The organism is Runella sp. MFBS21 (assembly GCF_029433105.1).
Lineage (GTDB): Bacteria > Bacteroidota > Bacteroidia > Cytophagales > Spirosomataceae > Runella.
In genome coordinates, this window is record NZ_JARNTW010000005.1 from 325,957 (window position 1) to 346,859 (window position 20,903).

The window sequence follows — 20,903 nt, forward strand, 5'->3', positions numbered from 1 at the left end:
GGTTAAAGAACTTATTCTAAATTAACTCCAAAATTCGCTGTTCTGACACAGCGTAGCCGATTTTAGCTTTCAACTCGTCGATATGTACGCGCTCCTGTTCCATGCTGTCGCGGTGACGAATGGTGACGGTGTTGTCTTCGAGGGTTTGATAATCTACCGCAATACAGAAAGGCGTTCCTATCAAATCTTGGCGCGTATAACGCTTGCCGATGGCATCGCGCTCTTCATAAAATACCCGAAACTCGCTTCTGAGTGCTTTCACAATTTCTTCGGCTTTTTCGGGCAAGCCGTCTTTTTTGACCAAGGGGAAAATCGCCGCTTTGAAAGGAGCCAACGCAGGATGTAATTTTAGTACAGTACGTTCTTTTTGAGCATCTCCTTCTCCTACAAGTTCTTTGGTATAAGCATTGCAAAATACCGCCAAAAACAAACGGTCGGCACCTACCGAAGTTTCTACTACATAAGGGATATAATTACCAAAAGGCTTGCCATTTTCGTCGAGGTCGTTGTCGAAGTATTGTTGCTTTTTCTTCGAAAGTTCTTGGTGATTTTTTAAGTCAAAATCGGTGCGTGAGTGAATCCCTTCGATTTCGCGGAAGCCAAACGGAAACTGGTACTCAATATCCACGGCAGCATTGGCGTAGTGGGCGAGTTTTTCGTGAATGTGGAATTTCAGTTTTTCGGCGGGCAGACCTACCGCTTGGTGAAATTTCAGGCGTGTGTCACGCCATTTTTCGTACCATTCCATTTCGGTACCAGGACGTACAAAAAACTGCATTTCCATTTGCTCAAACTCGCGCATGCGGAAGGTAAACTGCCGTGCTACGATTTCGTTGCGGAAAGCTTTCCCGATTTGGGCAATCCCAAAAGGAATCTTCATGCGGCCAGATTTTTGTACGTTCAAAAAGTTTACAAAAATTCCTTGGGCTGTTTCGGGGCGGAGATAAATCAAATTTGAATCTTCTGCCACAGACCCTACTTGGGTACTAAACATAAGGTTGAACTGACGCACTTCGGTCCAGTTGGCAGTACCCGAAATTGGGCATTTGATACCTTCCGCAATGATGAGTTCGCGTACAGCCTCTAATTCGTTATTTCCCAACAAACGCCCCATTTCATTCAACAATTCCTGGGCTTTTTCGGGTTGGCCTTCGGCAGCGTATTGTTCGGCTTTTGCTTCAAGAAGTTGGTCAGCGCGGTAGCGTTTTTTAGAATCTTTGTTGTCAATCATCGGGTCATTGAAACCATCCACGTGCCCTGAGGCTTTCCACGTAAGGGGATGCATAAAGATAGCCGCGTCAATACCCACGATTGGCCCGCCGCTGCGGTTGTCGTTGAGTTGTGTCATGGCTTTCCACCAGATGTTTTTGAGGTTATTTTTGAGTTCGACACCGTTTTGACCGTAGTCATACACAGCCTGTAGCCCATCATAAATTTCGGAAGAAGGAAATACAAATCCGTATTCTTTGGCATGTGCCACAATGTCTTGTAAAGAGGTAGCGGGAGCTTGGCTCATGGGGACGTTATCTGTTATCAGTTAGTTGTTATCGATTTTTGACAATGATATAAGGCGGCAAAATTAGGGAAATTGTGACGTAAAGTAGCGAAGTAAGTCAAAAAGCCGTGGTTACTAATTTTAAATTTGTATGCTTCGCCGCTTAATATTACTTATTCGAGATGAATTTGGGGTTTCGAAAAGCCAAGCGCGGGCGTTTTTGGTGGTAGCTACGTTGATGGTAGCGAGCTGGAGTTTGCCTCTTGTGTATGATAGAATGTTGGATAATGAGGGCTTTGTTATCCAACCACAGGATATTCAAAAAGCCGATAGCTTGGTAGCTATATTGGAAAAATCGCAGGTATTATCCAAATCGTATCCTTCCTATACCGCAAAAAATTACCCAAAAGAGACGCAAGGCAATCCTGAACAGCCTTTGACTTTATTTTATTTTGATCCCAATCTAGCTACAGTTGAGCAGTTTCAGGCCTTAGGAATGCCGCGTTTTATTGCAGAACGCATCGAAAAATACCGTAGTAAAGGGGGGAAATTTCGTAAGAAAGAAGATTTGCAAAAAATATATGGGCTACAACCTACGCTTTACGAAAAACTCGAACCATACATTAGCCTCGCAAAAGAAGAATCTAAGACCCAGCCCCAAGCTACATTGACCTCAGCAGCTGAAGTCGCTACAGTGGCAGTGCCGCCCAAATCCAATCATTTTTCTAAACCGCTAGAGGTAGTTTTTGACATCAACACCGCCGACACAACCCAACTTATCCGTTTAAAAGGAATTGGGAGCAAACTAGCTGCTCGGATTGTAAAGTTTCGAGATGGGTTAGGGGGTTTTGTATCAGAGTCACAATTTTCCGAAGTCTTTGGACTAGATTCATTAGCCTTGGGAGAACTCAATCGACTTGCAAGGGTGAAATCTCCCGTCAAAAAAATAAATATCAATACCGCTTCTCCCGAAGATCTTGATCGACATCCTTATTTATCAAGACGACAGTCCGAGATTATTGTGCGGTATCGGGAGCAGCATGGAGCATTTCAGTCGGAGGAGGATTTGTTGAAAATTAAAATCCTAGACGAAAAACTAGTGTCCAAAATTGCGCCTTATTTGACATTTTGATAGATACGTATTTCTAATTTTTTAGGGGCATTTTTTGATATAGTCCAAAAACTTCGTGGGGGGAGTGCCTAGTTTTTGCCAAGTTTTCTCAGCGTCAAATTGCTCAGGATAGTTGTTTAGAGCTTCGATGATATTGGCGGCATAATTAAATTTATTGGTAAATTTTCCTAAAAACTTCAATAGCCCAAAAGGTGCTCGAATGATTCTGATTTTGGCTTTAGGATAATGGTCTGCAAATAAAGTAGCGGCTTCGTCGGCAGTATATCCTTCTTGTCCTTGTATTGTATATTCGTTATTGCCATTGTTGTTTTCAAAAGCCCGGATTACTTGCTTTCCATAATCGCTCCCCGAAATCAAATACATTTTATAAGCTGATTTACCCGAAAGCAAGAGGTTGTTGCCTTGACGATAAGCACCTTTTCCAAAGCTTTCCATAAATGTGGAAGGGTAAAAAATAGAGTAAGAAATACCACTGCTTTTGATTTGAGAAACAGCATCGGCTTTGAGTCTAAAGACCCACCAGTCAAAATTATTTTGGCCTTGGTAGAAATGCACCAACGATGAAAGATACCCAATCCTTGGTAGGGAGGTCTCTTTTGCGGCTTTCAAAATATTTGCTAATCCTTCTCGTTCGGGTTGAAAATCGTGCTCCCCGCTTTCTTGCTTTACCGAAAGATTGAGATATAAAAAATCCTGATTTTCTAAAAACTTTTTGAGTCTTGCTACGTCAGTGAGGTTGCCAGTAGTAATGTTGACCTTCTTCCCAAAAAGCTTTTGTGCTTTGGAAGGATTACGAACAAAAATACTGACTTCATAGCTTGCATTAAGAAACTCATATGTGACGGGCTGCCCTAGCATCCCCGTGGCTCCTATAATTGCTATTTTTTTCATCATCTAACGGATTAGGTATAGGAAGTGCTTTGTAGGGGCTAAAGTTACAAAAACTGCCCTATTTGTCATATCGTGCCTTATGATAGAAATTGTGGACTGCCCAAGCCTTGCTACTAACAATCAAATCGTTAGTCTTGGGTCAATACAGCTCTACTACCGTACACAATAAAAATTCTAAGCAGAAGGTCTATGGAAAGAGGGCAGACTTAAGATTAGTGGTTATTTTGTTTAATTTTCCAAAACGGTTTTGTACGTAGGTTTTGAACTGGTAGGTTTTTGTTATGCTTTAAATAATTGTGCAATACGAGGCAGATTTCAGGATGACCCAAAATGTAGGCTATTGTATTGTCAAGAGACCTTGGCAAAAGACTAATGATTGTATCCACTACGATGTGGGTCAGTACAGGTTTTATAATATGATGGTTGAATGGGAAGCTGTGGTCTATATCAGGAAAAAAATCAGTTTCTTGTTGGGCATAAATAAAAGTGAAAATATTTTTGCTTACTGCAAGGCTTCTGTGGATTTCGTATAAATGAGATAAGGAAGTGATATCTCCAATAAGCAAATAATTGTCGGCATTATTGTCTACCAATAATTTTCCTTTGGGTGGCTTGAAAAAAATACGCTCCCCTGGCTGTAATTTTTGTATCCATTCCGCCCCTTTTCCGTTTGAGAATGTGCAAATGGCAAAGTCGGCAATGTGATAGACAGGTTCATAATTCCAGAAGGAATATTTTCGGTCTTGGCAAAAAGCTTCCTCTAAAGGGTTTCCTAAAAATATATCTACCGTAAAACCCCCTACGTATTGCATTTTGGCGAAATCATCGCTTTGGATTTGTAAATGGAAAGTGTGAGCCGCGATTTGCTTGTTTTGTAAAACGATTCCGCTGTGTATCATTGATTCTTTTTGGTAGCTCATTTGTGTCAATTTTTTTTGGGTAAAATTATTGACATTCAATGCGCTACGCTTTGATGTAGATCAAAAAATAAAATCAAACTTTTGATTTTAAACGGCTCAATGTTTCCTGCGAAATATTGAGATAAGAAGCGACCATTTTATTAGGCAAACGTCTTACGATGATTGGATTTTCGTTAAGTAATTGGCGATATTTTTCGGTGGCGTCTTGTGTAAGAAAAGACATGAGGCGTTTGGTATTGTTTACGTAGGCTTTTTCGAGGTAATGGCGATAAAACTTTTCCCATTGCGGAATGACTTCGAGCAAATGATAAAAATCCTTGTGCGTGATATAAAGCAATTCCGAATCCTCGGCTGCTTGTATAAACTCTTCGGAAGGCTCACCCGTGATGAAACTTACTAGAGCCGTCGCAAACTGGTCTTCAAAAGCAAAATATCGGGTAGCATCCTGTCCTTCTTCGTTGATGAAAAATATCCGTAAACAACCTTTGCCAACGAAGAAGGTTCGTTGGCTGGTTTGTCCGTGGGTAACTAAAAGCTCGTTCTTCTTTAATTTCAATGGCCTGAAGAAAGAATGAATGATTTTTAGTTCTTCTTCACTTACTTTGATTTGGCTGTTGAGGTAATGTGTGAGTTGTTCGTACATTCAAAATTAGTGGGCTCTTAAATTACTCTTTTACGGCTAATTTTTCTGCCAGTTTTCGGGCATTAGGAATAATGAGAAATGCTGACGCATACGCTACAGGCAACATGACGCTCCAGGCTTTTATAAATTTGACAAACCAGTCTTCGCCAAATCCATAGTTGCGCATAAGACCGACAAAGGCCATAATCAGTGTCATCGGAATTACTACAAATAAGGTGTTGATGTACTTAAAGTGTTTCTTTTTCATTATTTGAATTGTTATGAAGATTAATAATGGTGCAAAAATGCAATGCTTATTTCCTTCAAACTTTGATCTAAGTCAAAAAATGCTGTTTAGTCGACTTTTCAGGCTCATCATGTCTGTTAATATATATCTATTTGTACTAAGATAAGCTCTTAAGTTCGTGATGAAGATTGATACGAGCTTGATACTCAAACCGCTCATAAAAATAGTCGGTTTTGTATATGCGAGGCATAGCGACAAAATGTTGTAAAACTTTTCGTCGGCCTGGATTGTAAATCAGGTCTGGATAATATCGATACTCTTTTCGTATCAGATGTGTATAGTGTTTGTATTCTTCAGGAGTACCACCCAAAATAGCCAAATCAGCGTCAATGAAATAGTTAGTATCTTGATTATTTGATTCTGTGTGGCCTTTGGTGGCTATTATTTGAGCACAGCAATGCGCTATACTGTTTTGGGACAAGCCTAGCTGCTCAAGTCTTTCGGCGGCAAGTTTAGCACTTTGCTCTTCATTGTTGTTTTTTAGGACATTATACACAATATCATGGTAAGCTACGGCCAGAATGAGAGATTGCCAATTATTGATGTTGTCAAAGACGTTTGACAGAGAAGCCACTAGCGCGTCGAGATGTGAGAGGTTGTGATAATGGCGTTCAGGTTTTGAATACTGATGCTTGATTTCACTCCATAGCTTTTCGATGAGGGTTAGGTCCTTTGTTAAGGCCGTAAGTTGCTCTTTGAAAATGTGTTCAAACATCATATTAATTCAAATAAAGCCGTTTGGGTTTGACTAACCAATTAGCACATTTATTTAATTCAAAATTTTCCAGTGACAGGGACTCGTGAGGTTTTGATGACAGGCTCCGAAAATGTCTTTGTTTCATAACGAGGCTTGAGAATTATGTCCGAGTAGGATTGCTCTTCGTAGACGTTGGTTTCGAGAATAGCAACGACCTTCACGGTGGCATCTATGGCCTGCACTAGATTGTCGTTGGAGAGAAGCACGTAATAAGTCCCTTGACATAAGCTCGGTTCGGTGAATTTTCGATAGCCCGCTACGCCTTTGCCTTGGTCATAAACAGTATATTTTTGGCCCGCCACAAAAAGATCTCTATTGGTCTGATTAGCAATGCCATAATACACATCTTCTCCGGCTTTGGGGGTGGCTAAATCAGTGACCACACCCGCTGCCAATGCGCCTAGCGGTGTAGTAAAGTAAGCCACCGCACCTTTCACTATGTTTTTGATGATTTGGGCATTTTGTTTCCAAGCTAGATTGGCTTCTTTGCCTACGCCCACCCAGTAAGCCCAAGCGATTACTTTGGTGGTTTTGTAAGGACTGATTTGATTGAGGGGAAGTTTGAATGAGAGAGAAGTTTTGTTGTGATTGCTGATGTTGGCGTTTGAGTGAACCCTCTGTGGTTTATCAAAAATCAACTCTTCTTTTTGCTCAGTCTTGACAAGTACTTTTTTTGTTTTTTGAATATAGGTAGTATCATAGCCTGCAATGACCTCTTTGGTATATGTTTTGTAGGTGGTTTCATCTCTGTCTTCCCATGTCACCGAAGTATTAAAATGAGCCGTTTCGATACTAGCAGGGATGCGTTGAACCTTGATTTTACAGATTCGGCCAGTAAGAGCAGTATTTTTAAATCTGAAAATATAAACTCCTTGCTTGGGTACCTCGATGGTTTTATTTTCCAAAAGAGTGATTTTGTAATCCGAATACCGAGGATTATTGGGATATTCTACAATTTCGATTTCTTTCAATTCTTTGTTGTCAACTTCTTTGAAATTAAAAACGATTTTGTCGCCGGTGGCAAATCCAAAATAAAACGCCTCTTCTTTGAGCCCTCCGATTTTGAGGGTCTGCTCGGTGACTTCTACGGGTTGTTGGGCGTGTAGGATGGTGGTCAAAAGTACAAAACCTAAAAAGGCGGTTACTATTCTAAACATACGGTTTTGATTCAAATGATAGAACTTTGTCAAAGTTGATGAAAAGCGCAATGTTAGTAATTAAGCTTTTATTTCTCCCAAAAAATTGAATATTATTTAATCTTAAACCAAGTTTATCAGGGATAGTACCTATCATTTATCAAAAATAGCGGTGTATTTGGGCAATAGTCCGAGGCGTTACCTGAATTGTTTAGGTAATTGCTTTTGACTTGCCAAGGATGCTACTTCCTGAATTCTTTTTTGTCTCGTTTCGGGGCGTTTGGCGAGCACGAGCCAGTGCAATAAGGATTTTCGGACGGATTTACTTAAACCCAAAAAATAACTTAACGACGAAGGATAGTTTTCAAACGCCTCTGTCAAATCTTGAGGGATAATGAGTGCTTCAATCTCGTCCAACATATCCCAAGAACCGTTGTGTTTTGCAATTTCAATACTTTTTAATCCCGCTGAGGTCATTAAACCTTCTTTGGTGAGTCGTGCTATTTTTTCTTTGTTTATTTTAGACCATCCACTACGGGGTTTTCTTGGACAAAAAAACTGGATAAAGGCGTCGTTATCTACCGAGACGCGAGTGCTGTCTATCCACCCAAAACATAGTGCTTCGTCTACGGCCTCACTCCAGCTAATAGTGGGAATATTGGTATGTTTTTTATAACAAACCAGCCAAATAGATGGCTTAGAATGATGATTTTCATGTAGCCATTCGCGCCATGCTTGTCGGCTTTGGGGATAAAAGGTCTCCTTTTCCATAAGTGCTGATTACGTCAGGTATTTTATGACAAATTTAATACTTATGGTTGACAGCCCTATGTCAGGAGTATTTTTGGGGGGTACCTAAAATACAAGGTAAAAACTTATGCTTTGGCGGCTTTCCAAAGTAAAGTGCCGCAGGTTACTAAAATAACCCCAATGGTAAACATAATAATATGGAGTGGGTTGATATCTCTCACCATGATGATTTGAATCAGTATCCAGCCACCCAGCAAAATACCCTGAATGATAATAAGCGCAGGGGCATTTGCTTGATGTTTTATGGTAGAAAATGCCGTCAGTAAACTCAAAATCCCGTTTACAGAAAACAAAACTAGGCCGGGGATTAGAAAAGAACGGAATGGTGAAAATTGTAAATAATCGACGGTCATTCCCATTTTAGAGCCAGAAGGGTCTATCATAAATAGTAGTCCTGCTATGATGGCGTTGAGAGCCGTCAAAACAAGGAACACAATGGAGAGAATTCTTAAAAACTTTTCCATTTTCTGAAGTGAATCATTTGGCGTTTGGTAATAATGAACCAATAAATCTACCTCAGTAAGATGGTAAAATAAATAACATAAATCAGTTTTTGTCTCTGATTATTCATATCCATGATACAAATACAGGGCACCGTAGGTCCAGTTGGGGCCTTCTAATCCAGGATAATTGAATCGATCCATCATCAATGCCACGTAGCGGAAGGGGTAGCCTTCGGGAAGCTGTACTACATTGGGCCAGACTCTGGTACCCGAGCTAGCATCCCAAGGAGGTAAATCCATTCCTAAAGTGCCTACTGACTTGAGGTCAGGGTAAGAGTAAATGAAAATTTTGCGCTCTTGACTACCCGAAAAACAGTAGCGTGTGTCGCCTATTTTTTGGATAGAGGTACCCGTAGAATTGAAAGTGACGGGGCCTGCAATGCGGCGATAACCTTTGTTCCACTCTTCCGACTCCAGCATGACAGCCTTATAACCGTTGATATTTTCACAGGTGAGTATGCGCCATTTTTTTGCGATGTCGTCAAATAAAATATGAGGGTCTTCGATGTCTCCTACTATTCCAAAAGGACTAGCACTCATCACCGAAAAACCAAAACGCGGGTCTTTTTGACTCTGAACAGCTAACAGTTGTTTTTTTTCATTTGGATGCGCATAAGCACTAAAACCTGTCGTGATGCCCCGCCATAGCTTATGCTGTCGGTCGAAAAAAATATGAGAAGCGATTTCGTTGCGCAGGAGGCCGTCGGCGCGGTCAAACAAGATAACCCCTTCTAAGCGAACATCAAACACGGTAGGATCCATACTAAAAACTCCTTGAATATGGTGCGGCAAAGCCCTTCCTCGAATAGACATGGTGTACCAAAGTCGGCCACGGTCAAGCATAGGTTCTCCGTCTTCGTAGGTTATGGCCCTAATATCGGCTAGTCCCATACCGCTGCTGAGGGTTGACGTTATTTTATTGATGGCAACGTGCCCTGTTTGTTGGTATACATAAAAATGCGATTGAAAAGAATTGAGGTATTGTTTTTTACGTAAATCAATATACCGACCAAAATCAGACTGACCGATAGGTACAGGCAAACTATCTTTCTGGACATATAAAGTAAGACCACTACCAAGCATTTGTAGAATGATTTTTCCAGAAATACGGCTTTTTAAGGCGTTTTTAGTGGCGATTGTGCTATCTTTTATGACCTTGGAGCCTTGGCGTAGGGTTTGGGTTACTTCGGTGATTTGTAGGTTGTGGTACTTGATTTTGATGAAAAACTGCTCACTTTTGGCTGCATCAGCAAACATAAATCCTAATTCGCCTTTTCCTTGACAAGAGCCCAAATCGATGGTGTAGGTAGCAAATGGATTGAATCCGCCAAACCAAATGGCCGTGTGTGTATCGGTCTTAGACTGAATCGAAAGTTGCCCTTCATGAATTTTGACATCGGCTTTTTCACTGCCCATATGATTGACTGGATACATGGCCGATAGTCCGATGATTTCGCGAGGGTTCAATGCTGCCAAGGGAATAGATTGCTGTTCGTCAAAGATAAACCTCCGCACTCCTTGTCTTACAAACTTGATTTTGTCGGGTGAAAGAGGGGGTTGGGCAATAAGATGACCCAAAAAATGAAAAGCCAGTAAAAATAAGGCAAGCGTTTTACGAAGATTCATAGCGAATAGAAGCAACAAGGTACTATTTCAAACAATGATTTTGTGAAATTGGAGTTTATCACAGTTTCTTGCTCCTAAATTTTGTTTAAATCTCCGTAAACTGGGTTTTTCGAGACCCTGTTCATCTACAGAGACCCCCAAGTCTAAAAGACTGATATCGTGTTTTTGACAGTAATCATAAAGTCCTTTGTTGAGCATTACGGCTGGACTGAAAGTACGATAACTGAGGTTGTCGGCAGGACAAAAATTGTACAATACCTCTTCTCCTACTTGTACCGCAATGGTAAGCGAGGCGATTGTTTCACCGTCTTTGACACAGTAAATACGAAAATATTTGGGAAAAACACGGAGCCACATTTTGAATTGCTCAAGACTAAACGACAACGAATAGCCAAGTGACTTCCGATTGTGCTGGATAAATTGATAAACATCTTCCGCAACGGGCTGTTGCCACTCTTCAAAACAAAAACCTGCTTTGGTACATTTGCGTAAGCGTCTTTTTTCGGACGCATGCAATCCTTCCTCAAAACAACGGGACGTAACAGCAAGGTACTGATTGGAGGTAGATTGGAGTATATCAAACGAATTCCGTAACAATCCTCTCTTAATAAAAGCCGTCCGGTTTGGATTATAACAAGAAGGGTAATGTTTGAGTGTGATAGACCTAATCCCGAGTGTTTTGCTAAAATCCTCAATGAAATGTAGCCATTCGTCAAAATCTTCGTGACTCAAATGCTCGGCGATTTCGAAAGAGCCAAATGACGCTCTAAAAGGACTAATGCCTTTAGGGGTTTGTATAAACAAATGAAAAAAACCATAAGCGTCGGATTGGGTATCGGCGTTTGTCAAGACAAAAGTATAAACTTCTTCGGCTGCTTGATACCTGACGTGCAGAGGGGTATTAAACAGCCAAGGGGTCCATCGGAGGCGAAAATGGTGTAGAATTTCAGGCTCGTTCCTAAACACACGTGTCATATAACGTCGTGGCTTGGGAGATTTTGCCCTTTTCTGTAGGATTATGGACGTCATTCTGTGATTACTTATCGGACAAAGATACAAAATCCGCTAACTTTGCGGCATGATTTCAATAACTAACTTATCATATTACTTAGGCGACCGAGCCTTGTACGAAAATGCTTCGTTGCATATCAAGCCAAAAGATAAAATTGGCCTGATTGGGCTAAACGGAACGGGTAAATCTACCTTATTGCATTTGATAGTGGGGAATTATCAGCCCGATGCTGGTACTATTTCCAAAGCAGGAGGGTGTACTATCGGCTTTTTGAATCAGGATTTACTATCATACCAAACCGAAGATTCGATTTTGTCGGTAGCGATGCAAGCCTTTGAGCGGCAAAATGAGCTTCAGCGTCAGATAGATAAGATTTTGCATGAAATGGAAACCAACTATCGCGACGAGCTCGTCGATAAGTTGGCGCGGGTACAAGAAGAGTTTGAAGCGCTGGATGGTTATTCTATTCAGTCAAAAGCTGAAGAAATACTCGAAGGGCTAGGATTTTCGACAACTGATTTACAAAAATCGTTGCGGCAGTTTTCGGGAGGATGGCGTATGCGGGTGATGCTAGCCAAGCTACTTCTCCAAAAACCTGCCCTTTTGATGCTTGATGAGCCTACCAACCACTTGGATTTGCCGTCGATTCAGTGGGTAGAAAAGTATGTGCAGAGTTATGAAAATGCAGTAATAGTGGTATCTCACGACCGCGAATTTTTGGATAATGTCTGTAATACTACGGTAGAAGTAAGCGGGCAAAAACTGAATTATTATGCCGGAAATTATTCTTATTATATAGAAGAAAAAGCCCTGCGTAACGAAATACAAAAAGGGGCTTACGAGAATCAACAAGCCAAAATTCGCCAAACCGAACGCTTCATCGAACGCTTTAAGGCCAAGGCTACCAAAGCCAAACAAGCCCAAAGCCGTGCCAAAATGTTGGATAAATTAGAGAGGGTAGAAGCGGTAGTAGATGCAAATGCCAAGGTGTATTTTAAGTTTCAGTTTACGACTCAGCCCGGTCGGCATGTGCTTCAGCTAGAAGATGTCTCGAAAGCATACGGCGAAAAGGAAATTTTGAGGCATACCAATGTAGCCATGGAACGCGGGGATAAAGTGGCATTGATTGGAGCCAATGGAAAAGGAAAATCTACTCTACTGCGTATCATCGCAGGTACAGAGCCTGTCGATGGCGTGCGAAGACTAGGTCATAATGTGCTCTTTACGTTTTATGCCCAACACCAGCTCGAATCTCTCAATGTAGAGCATACTATATTGGAAGAGCTCAAATACGCCAACCCGACCAAAACCGAAACCGAATGCCGCACGATTTTGGGCTGTTTTCTATTTACTGGAGACGATGTATTCAAAAAAATCAAGGTGTTGTCGGGAGGGGAAAAATCGCGGGTGGCGTTGGCAAAGGTGTTGGTATCAGAGGCTAACTTCTTACTGCTTGATGAGCCTACCAACCACTTGGATATGCAATCGGTCAATATCCTGATTCAGGCACTCCGTCAGTACGAAGGGTCGTATGTGGTGGTCTCGCACGACCGCTTTTTTGTGGAAGCCATTGCCAACAAAATTTGGTACATCGAAGACAAAGAAGTGAAGGTATACCCTGGTACTTACGAAGAATACGAATGGTGGCAAGAGGAAAGAGTTGAAGAGCAGGCCGCAAAGTCGGTGGAAGCACCCCTCGCTCCCGTGATGACTACTCCAAAATCCAGTGAGGTTTCTAAATCTAATGGACAATTAGCAAAAAACACTAACGGAACTACGCTCAAACAGCTTCAAAATAAAGTATCCCAAATCGAGCAGAAAATCAGCGATTTAGAAAAACGAAAAGAGGATACCGAAACTAAACTGTCCGACTCAAACATTTACAACGATCCTTCCAAGTTGGCAGAGTTGAATCGTTTTTATGCAGATATTAAGCAAAAAATTGACGAAGCCACCGAAGAGTGGGAGCAGGCGATGCTAGAAGTAGAAGCATTGGGCTAGAGAATGAGGACTAGTTCCTCATTCTCGCTAATTTTTCATAATCAAGCACTGTAATCAAGCTACCTTTCATCTCGATAAGGTGCTCATCTTTGAAGTCAGAGAGAGTACGGATGACTGTTTCGGTGGCGGTACCGACGATGCTTGCCAAATCTTCACGGGTGATTGAAATCGCAAAGGGTTTTGATTTGTCTTCTTGGTAGCGGTTGGCAAGCATGATGAGCGATTCGGCCACGCGTTTTCTGACCGAATTGTAGGCCAATTTGAGGAGCCTTTCTTCGCGTTCGCGGACTTCGTTAGAAAGCATTTTGATGAATTTGGTAGCTACATCACGATTGTTGTAAAGCAGTGAATTAAATTCATCTTTGGGAATAATGACCACTTCACTGTCTTGCAGTGCCACGGCTGAGTCTTGGTAAGTCGTATTTTCTAACAAATCTAGATAGCCAAAAAAATCACCAGGTTTGTGCAGTTCTATGATGTATTCTTTACCGAATTCGTTGGATTTTAGGTTTTTAATTTTCCCATTTTTAAGGAAATAAACCGCATTAGGGTAGCTCCCTTCTGAATAAATAACCTCTCGTTTTTTGTAAGTTTTGGTCTTTTTATTTTCAGAAAGCTTTTTGAGGGATTCAAAAGACTTTACTTCGTTCAGAAATTGATTGAGGCCTTCTTCTGTGCGAGAGTATTCGGTTTTAAGTAAGTCGTTTTTGCGGAGACGTGTTTCAACAGCACTCAGCAATTCTACATCGTCATAGGGTTTGGTCAGGTAATCGTCGGCTCCCAGGGTCATTCCTTTGCGATAATCAGACTTTTCGGCCTTGGCAGTCAAGAATATAAAAGGAATACTCGCCGTATTGGGCTCTCTACTCAATAAGTGCAACACCCCGTAGCCGTCGAGTTCGGGCATCATTATATCGCAAATAATGAGGTCAGGCTCATTTTCTTGGGCCAACTTGATGCCTTTTTTGCCATTTTCGGCGGTAAGTACGGTATAATGAGCCAATTCCAGAATTTCGGCGGTATTGTCCCGCATTTCGGGATTATCTTCTATGAGTAAGATTGTTTTCATCTATGTAAATGAGAATAGCTTGCTCCCCATGGAGCTATTAACAACAATTGGGGAGTTGAATCCGAATGGTAGTTCCGACATTGACCTCACTCAGAAGTTCTACGGTGCCTTCCATGAGTTGAATGTATTTTTTGACGATATTGAGTCCTAAACCAGTCCCTTGGATAGTGCCTGAGTTATGAGCACGGAAAAATCGGTCAAAAACATAAGGGAGGTCTTTTTCAGGAATTCCGATTCCTTGATCGATGATTTCTATGAAAAGTGTTTTATCTTTTAGTTGTGTATTCAGAAATATGTCTTTGCCTTCGCCCGAATACTTGGTAGCGTTAGAAAGAAGATTGATAAGGATATTTTTAAAAAGGTGACGGTCGATACATACTTCTTGATCGCCTTTGTGGGTGTACTTCACTGCTTGATTTTCTTTGCATACAGGGCGCAGCTCTTCGACGAGTTCGGTACAAAAATCGGCGATATTAAACAAGACGGGTACATTTCGGATTTGACCTTCTTCAAGTTTGCCCAATGATAGAAAATCATTGAGAATCTCAGTCAGGTTATTGACCGTCGATTTGATACGCTGTACGTGCTTTTGGCGTTTTTCGTCTTCTTCGGTATGGGTATAGCGCCCAATCAACGACGCTGATGACAAAATCGTAGCCAAGGGCGTCCGAAACTCATGCGACGCTATGGTCACAAATTTGGTCTTCATGTCATTGAGTTGGCGTTCCTTTTCGAGGGCACGCATCACTTCTTGTTTTGACTGTTCAAGCTCTTCGAGAGCTTGGGCGAGTTCGCGAGTTCGCATCCTGACGCGTTCTTCCAAATCAGCATTGAGGTGTTGGATTTGGTGATGGGCTTCTAAGAGTGCCTCTGCTTGCTTTTTGCGAGAGGTAATGTCGATAATGAAACTTACTACATAATCTCCCTCGCTGGTACTAAATGGGCTAAGGCTTACTTCTACTGGGAACTCACTATTGTCTTTTTTTTTGGCCCATAGGTCAAAATTTCCGCCCATACTCCTGGCTTTAGGGGCTTGAGCGTAGTTCATCCGGTGGGAAACATGCTTGTTAGCATAACGTTGTGGAATCAGGGTTTCAATTTTTTTATCAATCAATTCCCCCTCTTCATAACCAAATAACTCCTGTGCTTTTGGGTTAACTAACTGGATAGCGCCCCACGAATCCACGACAATAATTCCCTCTGTTGCACTTTTGAAAAGTGCATCTAGCATTTCGACGTGTCTTCTCATCGCTTGGGTTTGTTGAATAAATATTTCTAACATACCAAATACGGAGGTTATTACGGTTTTTCCAAAAAAATTAAAACTTTATTAAATTGTATTTATAGCCTAGTATTTCAGAAGACTTGACTAAAAATCGTCGTTTGCGGTACATCTCCCCAGAGTCGTGCATCGAAGGCCATGCTGATATTACGAATAAACGAACGACCTAAGGGTGTCACTGTCAAGTGAAAAGGCTCAATGCTGACTAACTCGTCTTTTTCGGGCTCATCGAGTCTTGCGAGAGCTTCATATAGTGCTCTGCATTGGTCTTTGGTATCGTACCAACTTGTTTCGAAATGGCACATCAATTGTTGAATATGCCGACGTAAGATAAGGTCTTCGCGGGTCAATACGTGCCCTCTGAAAATAGGCAATTGATTTTGCTTGAGGCGTTCGTAATAAGCTTCTACCGTTTTTTCGTTTTGGGCATATCCCCACCAGCAATCTCCAATAGCCGATACCCCCAAACCTACCAAAAGACGGGTATTGCTTGTGGTATAGCCCATAAAATTACGATGCAGGCGTTTTTGTTCTAATGCTTTGTAAAGTTCATCGGTTTTGAGGGCAAAGTGATCCATGCCAATATCTGCATAACCTGCCATTTCTAATACCCCACGGCAAGTTTCATAAATGGCCAGTTTTTTGGAGGCATCGGGGAGGTCATCTTCCGTAAACTTGCGTTGACCGGGTTTGACCCACGGTACATGCGCATAGCTATACAAAGCGATTCTGTCAGGACGTAGCGCAATGACTTCGCCGATAGTTTGTGTCATGGTACATACGCGCTGCTGAGGAAGGCCATACACCAAATCAAAATTGACGGAAGTGTAACCAATCTCACGGGCTTTTTCGGTAACGTGCTTTACTTGTTGATAGGTTTGGGGGCGATTGATGAGATGAAGAACGACAGGGTTAAAATCTTGAACCCCAATGCTGATACGTCGAAAGCCTACTTCATACAATGCTTCTAGGTGTGCATCGGTAGTACTTGCAGGATGCGCTTCAAATCCAAACTCTGCTTGTGGGTGTACTTCTGCTTTTGTTAGTAATCCTTTGATAAGAGTTTGTAGATTATCAGGGCTAAAAAAAGTAGGAGTGCCACCGCCTAAATGAATTTCCCGAATCAGCGGGCGTGAAGGCAAAAAATCCAAATAAAGTTGCCATTCTTTGAGTACTGCTTCTATATAAGGATGTTCTACTTTATGGTTGACCGTAATGCGGGTATTACATCCACAGTAAGTACATAAGCTTTCACAAAAAGGTAAATGAATATAAAGGCTGATTCCTTCGGTGTCGTTGCTGACCGAAAACATATCTTTCACTAAATCTTGCCATTTAGTCTCGGTCATCGGAGTTTTGTCCCAATAAGGCACCGTGGGATAACTGGTGTATCGTGGGCCTGGAACGTTGTATTTTTGTAAGAGATGGGTATTCATGGTAATGTCGGATAAAAAACTACTTTTACCAAAAATGAAATTGTTTGTGGGAGTAAAATATGACAAAGGTCATCGTTGGTGTTATTTTCCATGACAAATCGGGATTTCGGGGGAAGATTTATGAAAAAATGAGTCTCCCGAAAACTGAAAACCTCTAATTATGAGTAAAAGAGCCGTGGCCGCCACAATAGCGGGCATTAGTTGGCGAGCTTTGCTTCGAAAACTTACCGAAAAAATATTTTTCACAAACCCTACTGCGCTCATCGCAGGTAGTGTCCCTAATCCAAACAATCCCATAAACAAAGCACCTTCGGCGGCATTCCCTACGGCAAAAGAGCTAATGAGAGCCATGTATACCAATCCACAAGGTAAAAAGCCATTGAGCACTCCCAAGGTAAACAATGCGCCGAAACTGCGCCGAGAGAGCAATACGCCTAGTTTCTTTTTGAGCCAAACGACGCTTTTTTGAAGTGGTAGAGGTGTAGAAAGCTGGTCGAGCCAGTGTGAAGAGTAGGCTACTGCGCCTAGCATTACCAAGCCCGACCCCACCGAAAGAAATCGCTGTAAACCCGCAAAATTGAGGGCAGTTCCGAGACTGCCTAGTAAAAAACCAAGTAAGCTGTAGGTAAAAGCCCGACCTAAGTTATAGCTCAAGATACCTAATGTTTTGCCATAAAAAGAACGATGATGCACTGGTAAGGCCAACGCAATAGGCCCACACATGCCTATGCAGTGGAGGCTACTCATCAATCCCAATGAAAAAGCTAGATAAAACATCTTAGGTAAAATGGGCTAATCTGGAACAACAACTTATCCAAAAAGTCTTTAGAGATTAATAATACCTTCGTTCCAATATTGAGTACCGGCGGCTTGCCAGTCAAACTGAATCTGATAACGCCCTGCGGATATCTTTTCTAAAGGAATCGATTGACTTGACTGTGCGTCGATTTGAATAGGTAATTTAAAGTCTTTCCGGTTGTCGGAAGGACAATAAAAATTGATATGCCCGCTGATATTATTAAGATTTTTGGGGTATTTGACCAGGATATTGTGGTCGGTCACTTCCCAAGTAAGCGGAATCGTGAGTTTTTGGGCTTGTTTGATTTTATCAATTTTTCCCTGAAAACGTAATTCTTCTTCGTAGTAGCTATCGGTGACGAGGTCGATTTTTTGAACCACACTCATACCAACCATAGTGAGTATCATGGCGACAAACAGGCCATAAAATGCCCAAATGCCTTTTCCCCAAGAGAGTTTCATATAGATAATAAATTGAAATGTGAGAAATGAGTGAATTTATTCTTCGGGTGCAATAAACGAGGTCTTGAATTCTTCTAATTTTTCGCCGTTGGCAAAAATACCCAGCGTTATCTCAGTACGTCGTTTGGTGATTTCGGATTTTGGTAAAGTAATAATCACCGAGCCTTCTACCATTCCAGCGGCATTAAGATGCAGATTGGGAATCCCCGCAAATTTTAAGGTGCCATTGGGAGAGATGATTCGCATCTCTGGTGTAATAGGATGATTGGTTTTATTGAAAAGTTTAAAAGTATAGAGGTTGCTGATACTTTTGTCGGGATTTTCAATAAAACGTGAGCCTGGAGCTCTCAATAGTGTAGTCTCGGTATCGTCGCGAGTCAGGATAGCGTACCCAAGTCCTATCCACAACGCCGATAGTACTACAGCATAAGCAATGGTACGAGTCGTGATGAGTTTGTTTTTTCCGCTTGCGATGTTGTTTTCAGAATCATAACGGATCAATCCTTTAGGAAGGCCGACTTTGTCCATGATATTGTCGCAAGCGTCGATACAAGCCGTACAGTTAACACACTCCATTTGGGTACCGTTTCGGATATCAATACCTGTGGGACATACATTCACACATTGGAAGCAGTTGATACAATCCCCGGCGGTACGTTCGGCACCTTTGCGGAGTTTTTCGCGGGGTTCTCCTCTTTTATAATCGTAGGCAATCACCACCGAGTTTTTGTCAAGCAGTACTCCTTGCAAACGACCATAAGGACACACTACCGTGCAAGCTTGGTCGCGAAGCCAAGCAAAGTTGAAAAAGAAAATAAGCGTAAAAGCAGAAATGCCTAAAAATAAAGTAAGATGCTCAGAGATAGGTTCGGCGATAATCTTGTATAATTCGTCAATCCCCACAAAATAGCTCAAAAGGAGGTTTGCAATGAGGAAAGAAAGAGCTAAAAATAGGATTGCTTTAGAAGTTCTTTTAATAATTTTTTCTTGATTCCAAGGGGCTTTCTCTAAGGCGCGTTGTGCTTTCCAATCGCCTTCTATCCAATATTCGATTTTACGAAAAACCATTTCCATAAATACAGTTTGGGGACAAGCCCATCCGCACCATACTCTCCCAAAAACAGTCGTAAAAAGTACGATAAAAACAAAGAATGAAATCATCATGAGGCCAAAAAGCCAATAGTCTTGGGGACCAATGAAGATGCCAAATACGATAAATTTTCTTTCTAGTACATTAAACAAAAATAGGGGTTGGCCATTCACTTTGATGAAAGGAAGGCCAAACATAACCGTCAATTGAAAAATAGTAAACCATACGCGGCGGTTGTGCCACTTTCCCGTTGGTTTTTGAGGAAAAAACCAGTTTCTTTTTCCTGTCGTATCATCTACCGCCGCAAAACTATCGCGGAAGGATTCATCAAAATCGGGATGTGTATCGAGGGGTTGCATAGCATTTGGGTTGCAAAAAAGAAGAGGGAGGATTAGAATCCTCCCTCTCTGGTTTATTTGGATTCTATAGCCACGGTACTATCGGCGGCTGCTTTGGTTTCTACATAAATCTCACCTTGCGGTGCTTTAGGAGCGGCGGTTTTGGCGCCTTTTATCGAAATGATATAACTCGCTACTTGCTGCATTTTGAGAGGGTTCAATTGTTTCTCCCACGCAATCATCCCTTTTTCGGGGATACCATATTTTATAGTTTTGAATACATTTTTGATGCCTCCGCCGTGTAGCCAATATTCGTCGGTCAGGTTGGGACCTACGGAACCACCGCCGTCGGCGGCATGGCAAGCGGCGCAGTTGGCTGCAAAAATAACTTTCCCTTCTTCAATCGATTTGGCATCGGTAGCAAGCGTAACGGAGTTTTCGTTGATTTTGGCCGCTGCTTTTTCTAAGAATGCCGCTTTTTTGGTTTCGATAACTTTCGACTCTTTTTCTAGCTCGGTCAATTGCAAATCACCTGTTTTGGTAAAGTGATAATGAATCAAATAAAAAATAGCAAAGACAATGGTACCCTGAAACAAGAAAGCTAACCAAGGAGGCATACGATTGTCGAGTTCGTGGATACCGTCATAATCGTGTCCTTTGATAAGGATGCGTTGTTCGTCTTGAAGTTTTACCCCAAAACCAGTCCAGCGCTGCCACCAACGGTCGCTAAACAAAGGAGCCGATTCGCCGCGTAAATCTTCGGGAGCTTCGGCTGAAGTGGAAGTGCCTTTGGTTAATTTTTGGAGCAACATCAACACTTGTACTAGTACCACTACTACGGCCAAAATCACCAAAACCAGGAGCATCAATATCAAATAAGTTATTAACTCTTGGTCTCCGGCTTTTTTTTGCTCTGCTTGGCCAAAAGCAATGCTGGTGATGAAGAAAAGTAGAAAGGTAGTTATACCTTTTTGAATGGTGCCATCTTCAAGTGGTAAGCGACTAATGGCTTTGACGGTCTGTTTATCCATTCGAATAACATACCAAATCAGCCCTACGCAAAGTGCGGTGAAAATCAGCAGACCGATGAGCGGGTAAATACCCACGCCTTCGATGGTTTGGAGATAATTTCTGAATTTCATTGGTTGTATAATATTGGGTTTGTAGAGGAGACTTCCCAAGCTAGAGCTAAGTCCGCTTGCCGCTTGGAAAGTCT

20 protein-coding genes are annotated in these 20,903 nt (G+C 41.8%); 2 read left to right on the forward strand and 18 right to left on the reverse strand.

Annotation, left to right across the window (positions count from 1 at the left end):
- Nucleotides 1-16 precede the first annotated feature (16 nt).
- Nucleotides 17-1,516 (reverse strand): glycine--tRNA ligase, encoded by a 1,500-nt coding sequence (locus tag P1X15_RS14230; RefSeq protein WP_277338793.1) that lies wholly within the window; start codon nt 1,514-1,516, stop codon nt 17-19.
- 130 nt (nt 1,517-1,646) lie between these two features.
- Between P1X15_RS14230 and P1X15_RS14235 the strand changes: the two genes are divergently transcribed.
- Entirely contained in the window at nt 1,647-2,627 is a 981-nt protein-coding gene (locus tag P1X15_RS14235; protein ID WP_277338794.1) for a helix-hairpin-helix domain-containing protein, read from the forward strand.
- 21 nt (nt 2,628-2,648) lie between these two features.
- On the opposite strand, the gene P1X15_RS14240 is transcribed toward P1X15_RS14235, so the two are convergent.
- From P1X15_RS14240 to P1X15_RS14285, 10 genes are all read right to left on the reverse strand, one after another.
- The gene (locus P1X15_RS14240; RefSeq protein ID WP_277338795.1) at nt 2,649-3,521 is read right to left on the reverse strand and encodes an SDR family oxidoreductase; all 873 of its coding nucleotides are present in this window, start codon (nt 3,519-3,521) and stop codon (nt 2,649-2,651) included.
- Nucleotides 3,522-3,730: 209 nt separating this feature from the next.
- The gene (locus tag P1X15_RS14245; RefSeq protein ID WP_277338796.1) at nt 3,731-4,438 is read right to left on the reverse strand and encodes a hypothetical protein; all 708 of its coding nucleotides are present in this window, start codon (nt 4,436-4,438) and stop codon (nt 3,731-3,733) included.
- 73 nt (nt 4,439-4,511) lie between these two features.
- Nucleotides 4,512-5,081: a Crp/Fnr family transcriptional regulator gene (locus tag P1X15_RS14250; RefSeq protein WP_277338797.1), complete on the reverse strand. Its 570-nt coding sequence runs from the start codon at nt 5,079-5,081 to the stop codon at nt 4,512-4,514.
- Nucleotides 5,082-5,103: 22 nt separating this feature from the next.
- Nucleotides 5,104-5,328 (reverse strand): DUF2798 domain-containing protein, encoded by a 225-nt coding sequence (locus P1X15_RS14255; RefSeq protein ID WP_277338798.1) that lies wholly within the window; start codon nt 5,326-5,328, stop codon nt 5,104-5,106.
- Between the two features lie 136 nt (nt 5,329-5,464).
- Entirely contained in the window at nt 5,465-6,085 is a 621-nt protein-coding gene (locus P1X15_RS14260) for a hypothetical protein (RefSeq protein ID WP_277338799.1), read from the reverse strand.
- Nucleotides 6,086-6,141: 56 nt separating this feature from the next.
- Entirely contained in the window at nt 6,142-7,281 is a 1,140-nt protein-coding gene (locus P1X15_RS14265; protein ID WP_277338800.1) for a hypothetical protein, read from the reverse strand.
- Nucleotides 7,282-7,458: 177 nt separating this feature from the next.
- On the reverse strand, nt 7,459-8,031 hold the full coding sequence (locus P1X15_RS14270) for a YdeI family protein (protein WP_277338801.1): 573 nt from the start codon (nt 8,029-8,031) through the stop codon (nt 7,459-7,461).
- 104 nt (nt 8,032-8,135) lie between these two features.
- A complete protein-coding gene (locus P1X15_RS14275) occupies nt 8,136-8,534 on the reverse strand; it encodes a hypothetical protein (protein ID WP_277338802.1) in 399 nt (132 codons plus the stop codon).
- Between the two features lie 99 nt (nt 8,535-8,633).
- On the reverse strand, nt 8,634-10,199 hold the full coding sequence (locus P1X15_RS14280) for a hypothetical protein (protein WP_277338803.1): 1,566 nt from the start codon (nt 10,197-10,199) through the stop codon (nt 8,634-8,636).
- Between the two features lie 27 nt (nt 10,200-10,226).
- Complete coding sequence (locus P1X15_RS14285) at nt 10,227-11,174, reverse strand: GNAT family N-acetyltransferase (protein WP_277338804.1); 948 nt, start codon at nt 11,172-11,174, stop codon at nt 10,227-10,229.
- A gap of 103 nt (nt 11,175-11,277) precedes the next feature.
- Here P1X15_RS14285 and abc-f point away from each other — a divergent pair, with 103 nt between their 5' ends.
- On the forward strand, nt 11,278-13,212 hold the full coding sequence (gene abc-f / locus P1X15_RS14290; protein ID WP_277338805.1) for a ribosomal protection-like ABC-F family protein: 1,935 nt from the start codon (nt 11,278-11,280) through the stop codon (nt 13,210-13,212).
- Nucleotides 13,213-13,222: 10 nt separating this feature from the next.
- On the opposite strand, the gene P1X15_RS14295 is transcribed toward abc-f, so the two are convergent.
- The 7 genes from P1X15_RS14295 to P1X15_RS14325 form a co-directional block, all read right to left on the reverse strand.
- On the reverse strand, nt 13,223-14,281 hold the full coding sequence (locus tag P1X15_RS14295; RefSeq protein WP_277338806.1) for a response regulator: 1,059 nt from the start codon (nt 14,279-14,281) through the stop codon (nt 13,223-13,225).
- Nucleotides 14,282-14,318: 37 nt separating this feature from the next.
- On the reverse strand, nt 14,319-15,563 hold the full coding sequence (locus tag P1X15_RS14300; protein ID WP_277338807.1) for a PAS domain-containing sensor histidine kinase: 1,245 nt from the start codon (nt 15,561-15,563) through the stop codon (nt 14,319-14,321).
- Between the two features lie 74 nt (nt 15,564-15,637).
- Nucleotides 15,638-16,999 (reverse strand): oxygen-independent coproporphyrinogen III oxidase, encoded by a 1,362-nt coding sequence (hemN, locus tag P1X15_RS14305; protein WP_277338808.1) that lies wholly within the window; start codon nt 16,997-16,999, stop codon nt 15,638-15,640.
- Between the two features lie 81 nt (nt 17,000-17,080).
- Nucleotides 17,081-17,776, reverse strand: coding sequence for a sulfite exporter TauE/SafE family protein (locus P1X15_RS14310; RefSeq protein WP_277338809.1), 696 nt, complete (start codon nt 17,774-17,776; stop codon nt 17,081-17,083).
- 48 nt (nt 17,777-17,824) lie between these two features.
- A complete protein-coding gene (locus P1X15_RS14315; RefSeq protein WP_277338810.1) occupies nt 17,825-18,259 on the reverse strand; it encodes a FixH family protein in 435 nt (144 codons plus the stop codon).
- 36 nt (nt 18,260-18,295) lie between these two features.
- Entirely contained in the window at nt 18,296-19,708 is a 1,413-nt protein-coding gene (gene ccoG / locus P1X15_RS14320) for a cytochrome c oxidase accessory protein CcoG (RefSeq protein ID WP_277338811.1), read from the reverse strand.
- A 53-nt stretch (nt 19,709-19,761) separates the two neighbouring features.
- Nucleotides 19,762-20,829 (reverse strand): cbb3-type cytochrome c oxidase N-terminal domain-containing protein, encoded by a 1,068-nt coding sequence (locus P1X15_RS14325; RefSeq protein ID WP_277338812.1) that lies wholly within the window; start codon nt 20,827-20,829, stop codon nt 19,762-19,764.
- Between the last annotated feature and the right edge of the window lie 74 nt (nt 20,830-20,903).

Bases quoted from the DNA above. Each gene is read 5' to 3' on its own strand.
- P1X15_RS14235 (WP_277338794.1), top strand. From the start codon at position 1,647: ATGCTTCGCCGCTTAATATTACTTATTCGAGATGAATTTGGGGTTTCG.
- P1X15_RS14260 (WP_277338799.1), bottom strand. From the start codon at position 6,085: ATGATGTTTGAACACATTTTCAAAGAGCAACTTACGGCCTTAACAAAG.
- P1X15_RS14250 (WP_277338797.1), bottom strand. From the start codon at position 5,081: ATGTACGAACAACTCACACATTACCTCAACAGCCAAATCAAAGTAAGT.
- P1X15_RS14240 (WP_277338795.1), bottom strand. From the start codon at position 3,521: ATGATGAAAAAAATAGCAATTATAGGAGCCACGGGGATGCTAGGGCAG.
- P1X15_RS14285 (WP_277338804.1), bottom strand. From the start codon at position 11,174: ATGACACGTGTGTTTAGGAACGAGCCTGAAATTCTACACCATTTTCGC.
- P1X15_RS14270 (WP_277338801.1), bottom strand. From the start codon at position 8,031: ATGGAAAAGGAGACCTTTTATCCCCAAAGCCGACAAGCATGGCGCGAA.
- P1X15_RS14315 (WP_277338810.1), bottom strand. From the start codon at position 18,259: ATGAAACTCTCTTGGGGAAAAGGCATTTGGGCATTTTATGGCCTGTTT.
- P1X15_RS14275 (WP_277338802.1), bottom strand. From the start codon at position 8,534: ATGGAAAAGTTTTTAAGAATTCTCTCCATTGTGTTCCTTGTTTTGACG.
- P1X15_RS14280 (WP_277338803.1), bottom strand. From the start codon at position 10,199: ATGAATCTTCGTAAAACGCTTGCCTTATTTTTACTGGCTTTTCATTTT.
- hemN (WP_277338808.1), bottom strand. From the start codon at position 16,999: ATGAATACCCATCTCTTACAAAAATACAACGTTCCAGGCCCACGATAC.
- ccoG (WP_277338811.1), bottom strand. From the start codon at position 19,708: ATGCAACCCCTCGATACACATCCCGATTTTGATGAATCCTTCCGCGAT.
- P1X15_RS14265 (WP_277338800.1), bottom strand. From the start codon at position 7,281: ATGTTTAGAATAGTAACCGCCTTTTTAGGTTTTGTACTTTTGACCACC.
- P1X15_RS14230 (WP_277338793.1), bottom strand. From the start codon at position 1,516: ATGAGCCAAGCTCCCGCTACCTCTTTACAAGACATTGTGGCACATGCC.
- P1X15_RS14245 (WP_277338796.1), bottom strand. From the start codon at position 4,438: ATGAGCTACCAAAAAGAATCAATGATACACAGCGGAATCGTTTTACAA.
- P1X15_RS14300 (WP_277338807.1), bottom strand. From the start codon at position 15,563: ATGTTAGAAATATTTATTCAACAAACCCAAGCGATGAGAAGACACGTC.
- P1X15_RS14295 (WP_277338806.1), bottom strand. From the start codon at position 14,281: ATGAAAACAATCTTACTCATAGAAGATAATCCCGAAATGCGGGACAAT.
- P1X15_RS14325 (WP_277338812.1), bottom strand. From the start codon at position 20,829: ATGAAATTCAGAAATTATCTCCAAACCATCGAAGGCGTGGGTATTTAC.
- P1X15_RS14310 (WP_277338809.1), bottom strand. From the start codon at position 17,776: ATGTTTTATCTAGCTTTTTCATTGGGATTGATGAGTAGCCTCCACTGC.
- P1X15_RS14255 (WP_277338798.1), bottom strand. From the start codon at position 5,328: ATGAAAAAGAAACACTTTAAGTACATCAACACCTTATTTGTAGTAATT.
- abc-f (WP_277338805.1), top strand. From the start codon at position 11,278: ATGATTTCAATAACTAACTTATCATATTACTTAGGCGACCGAGCCTTG.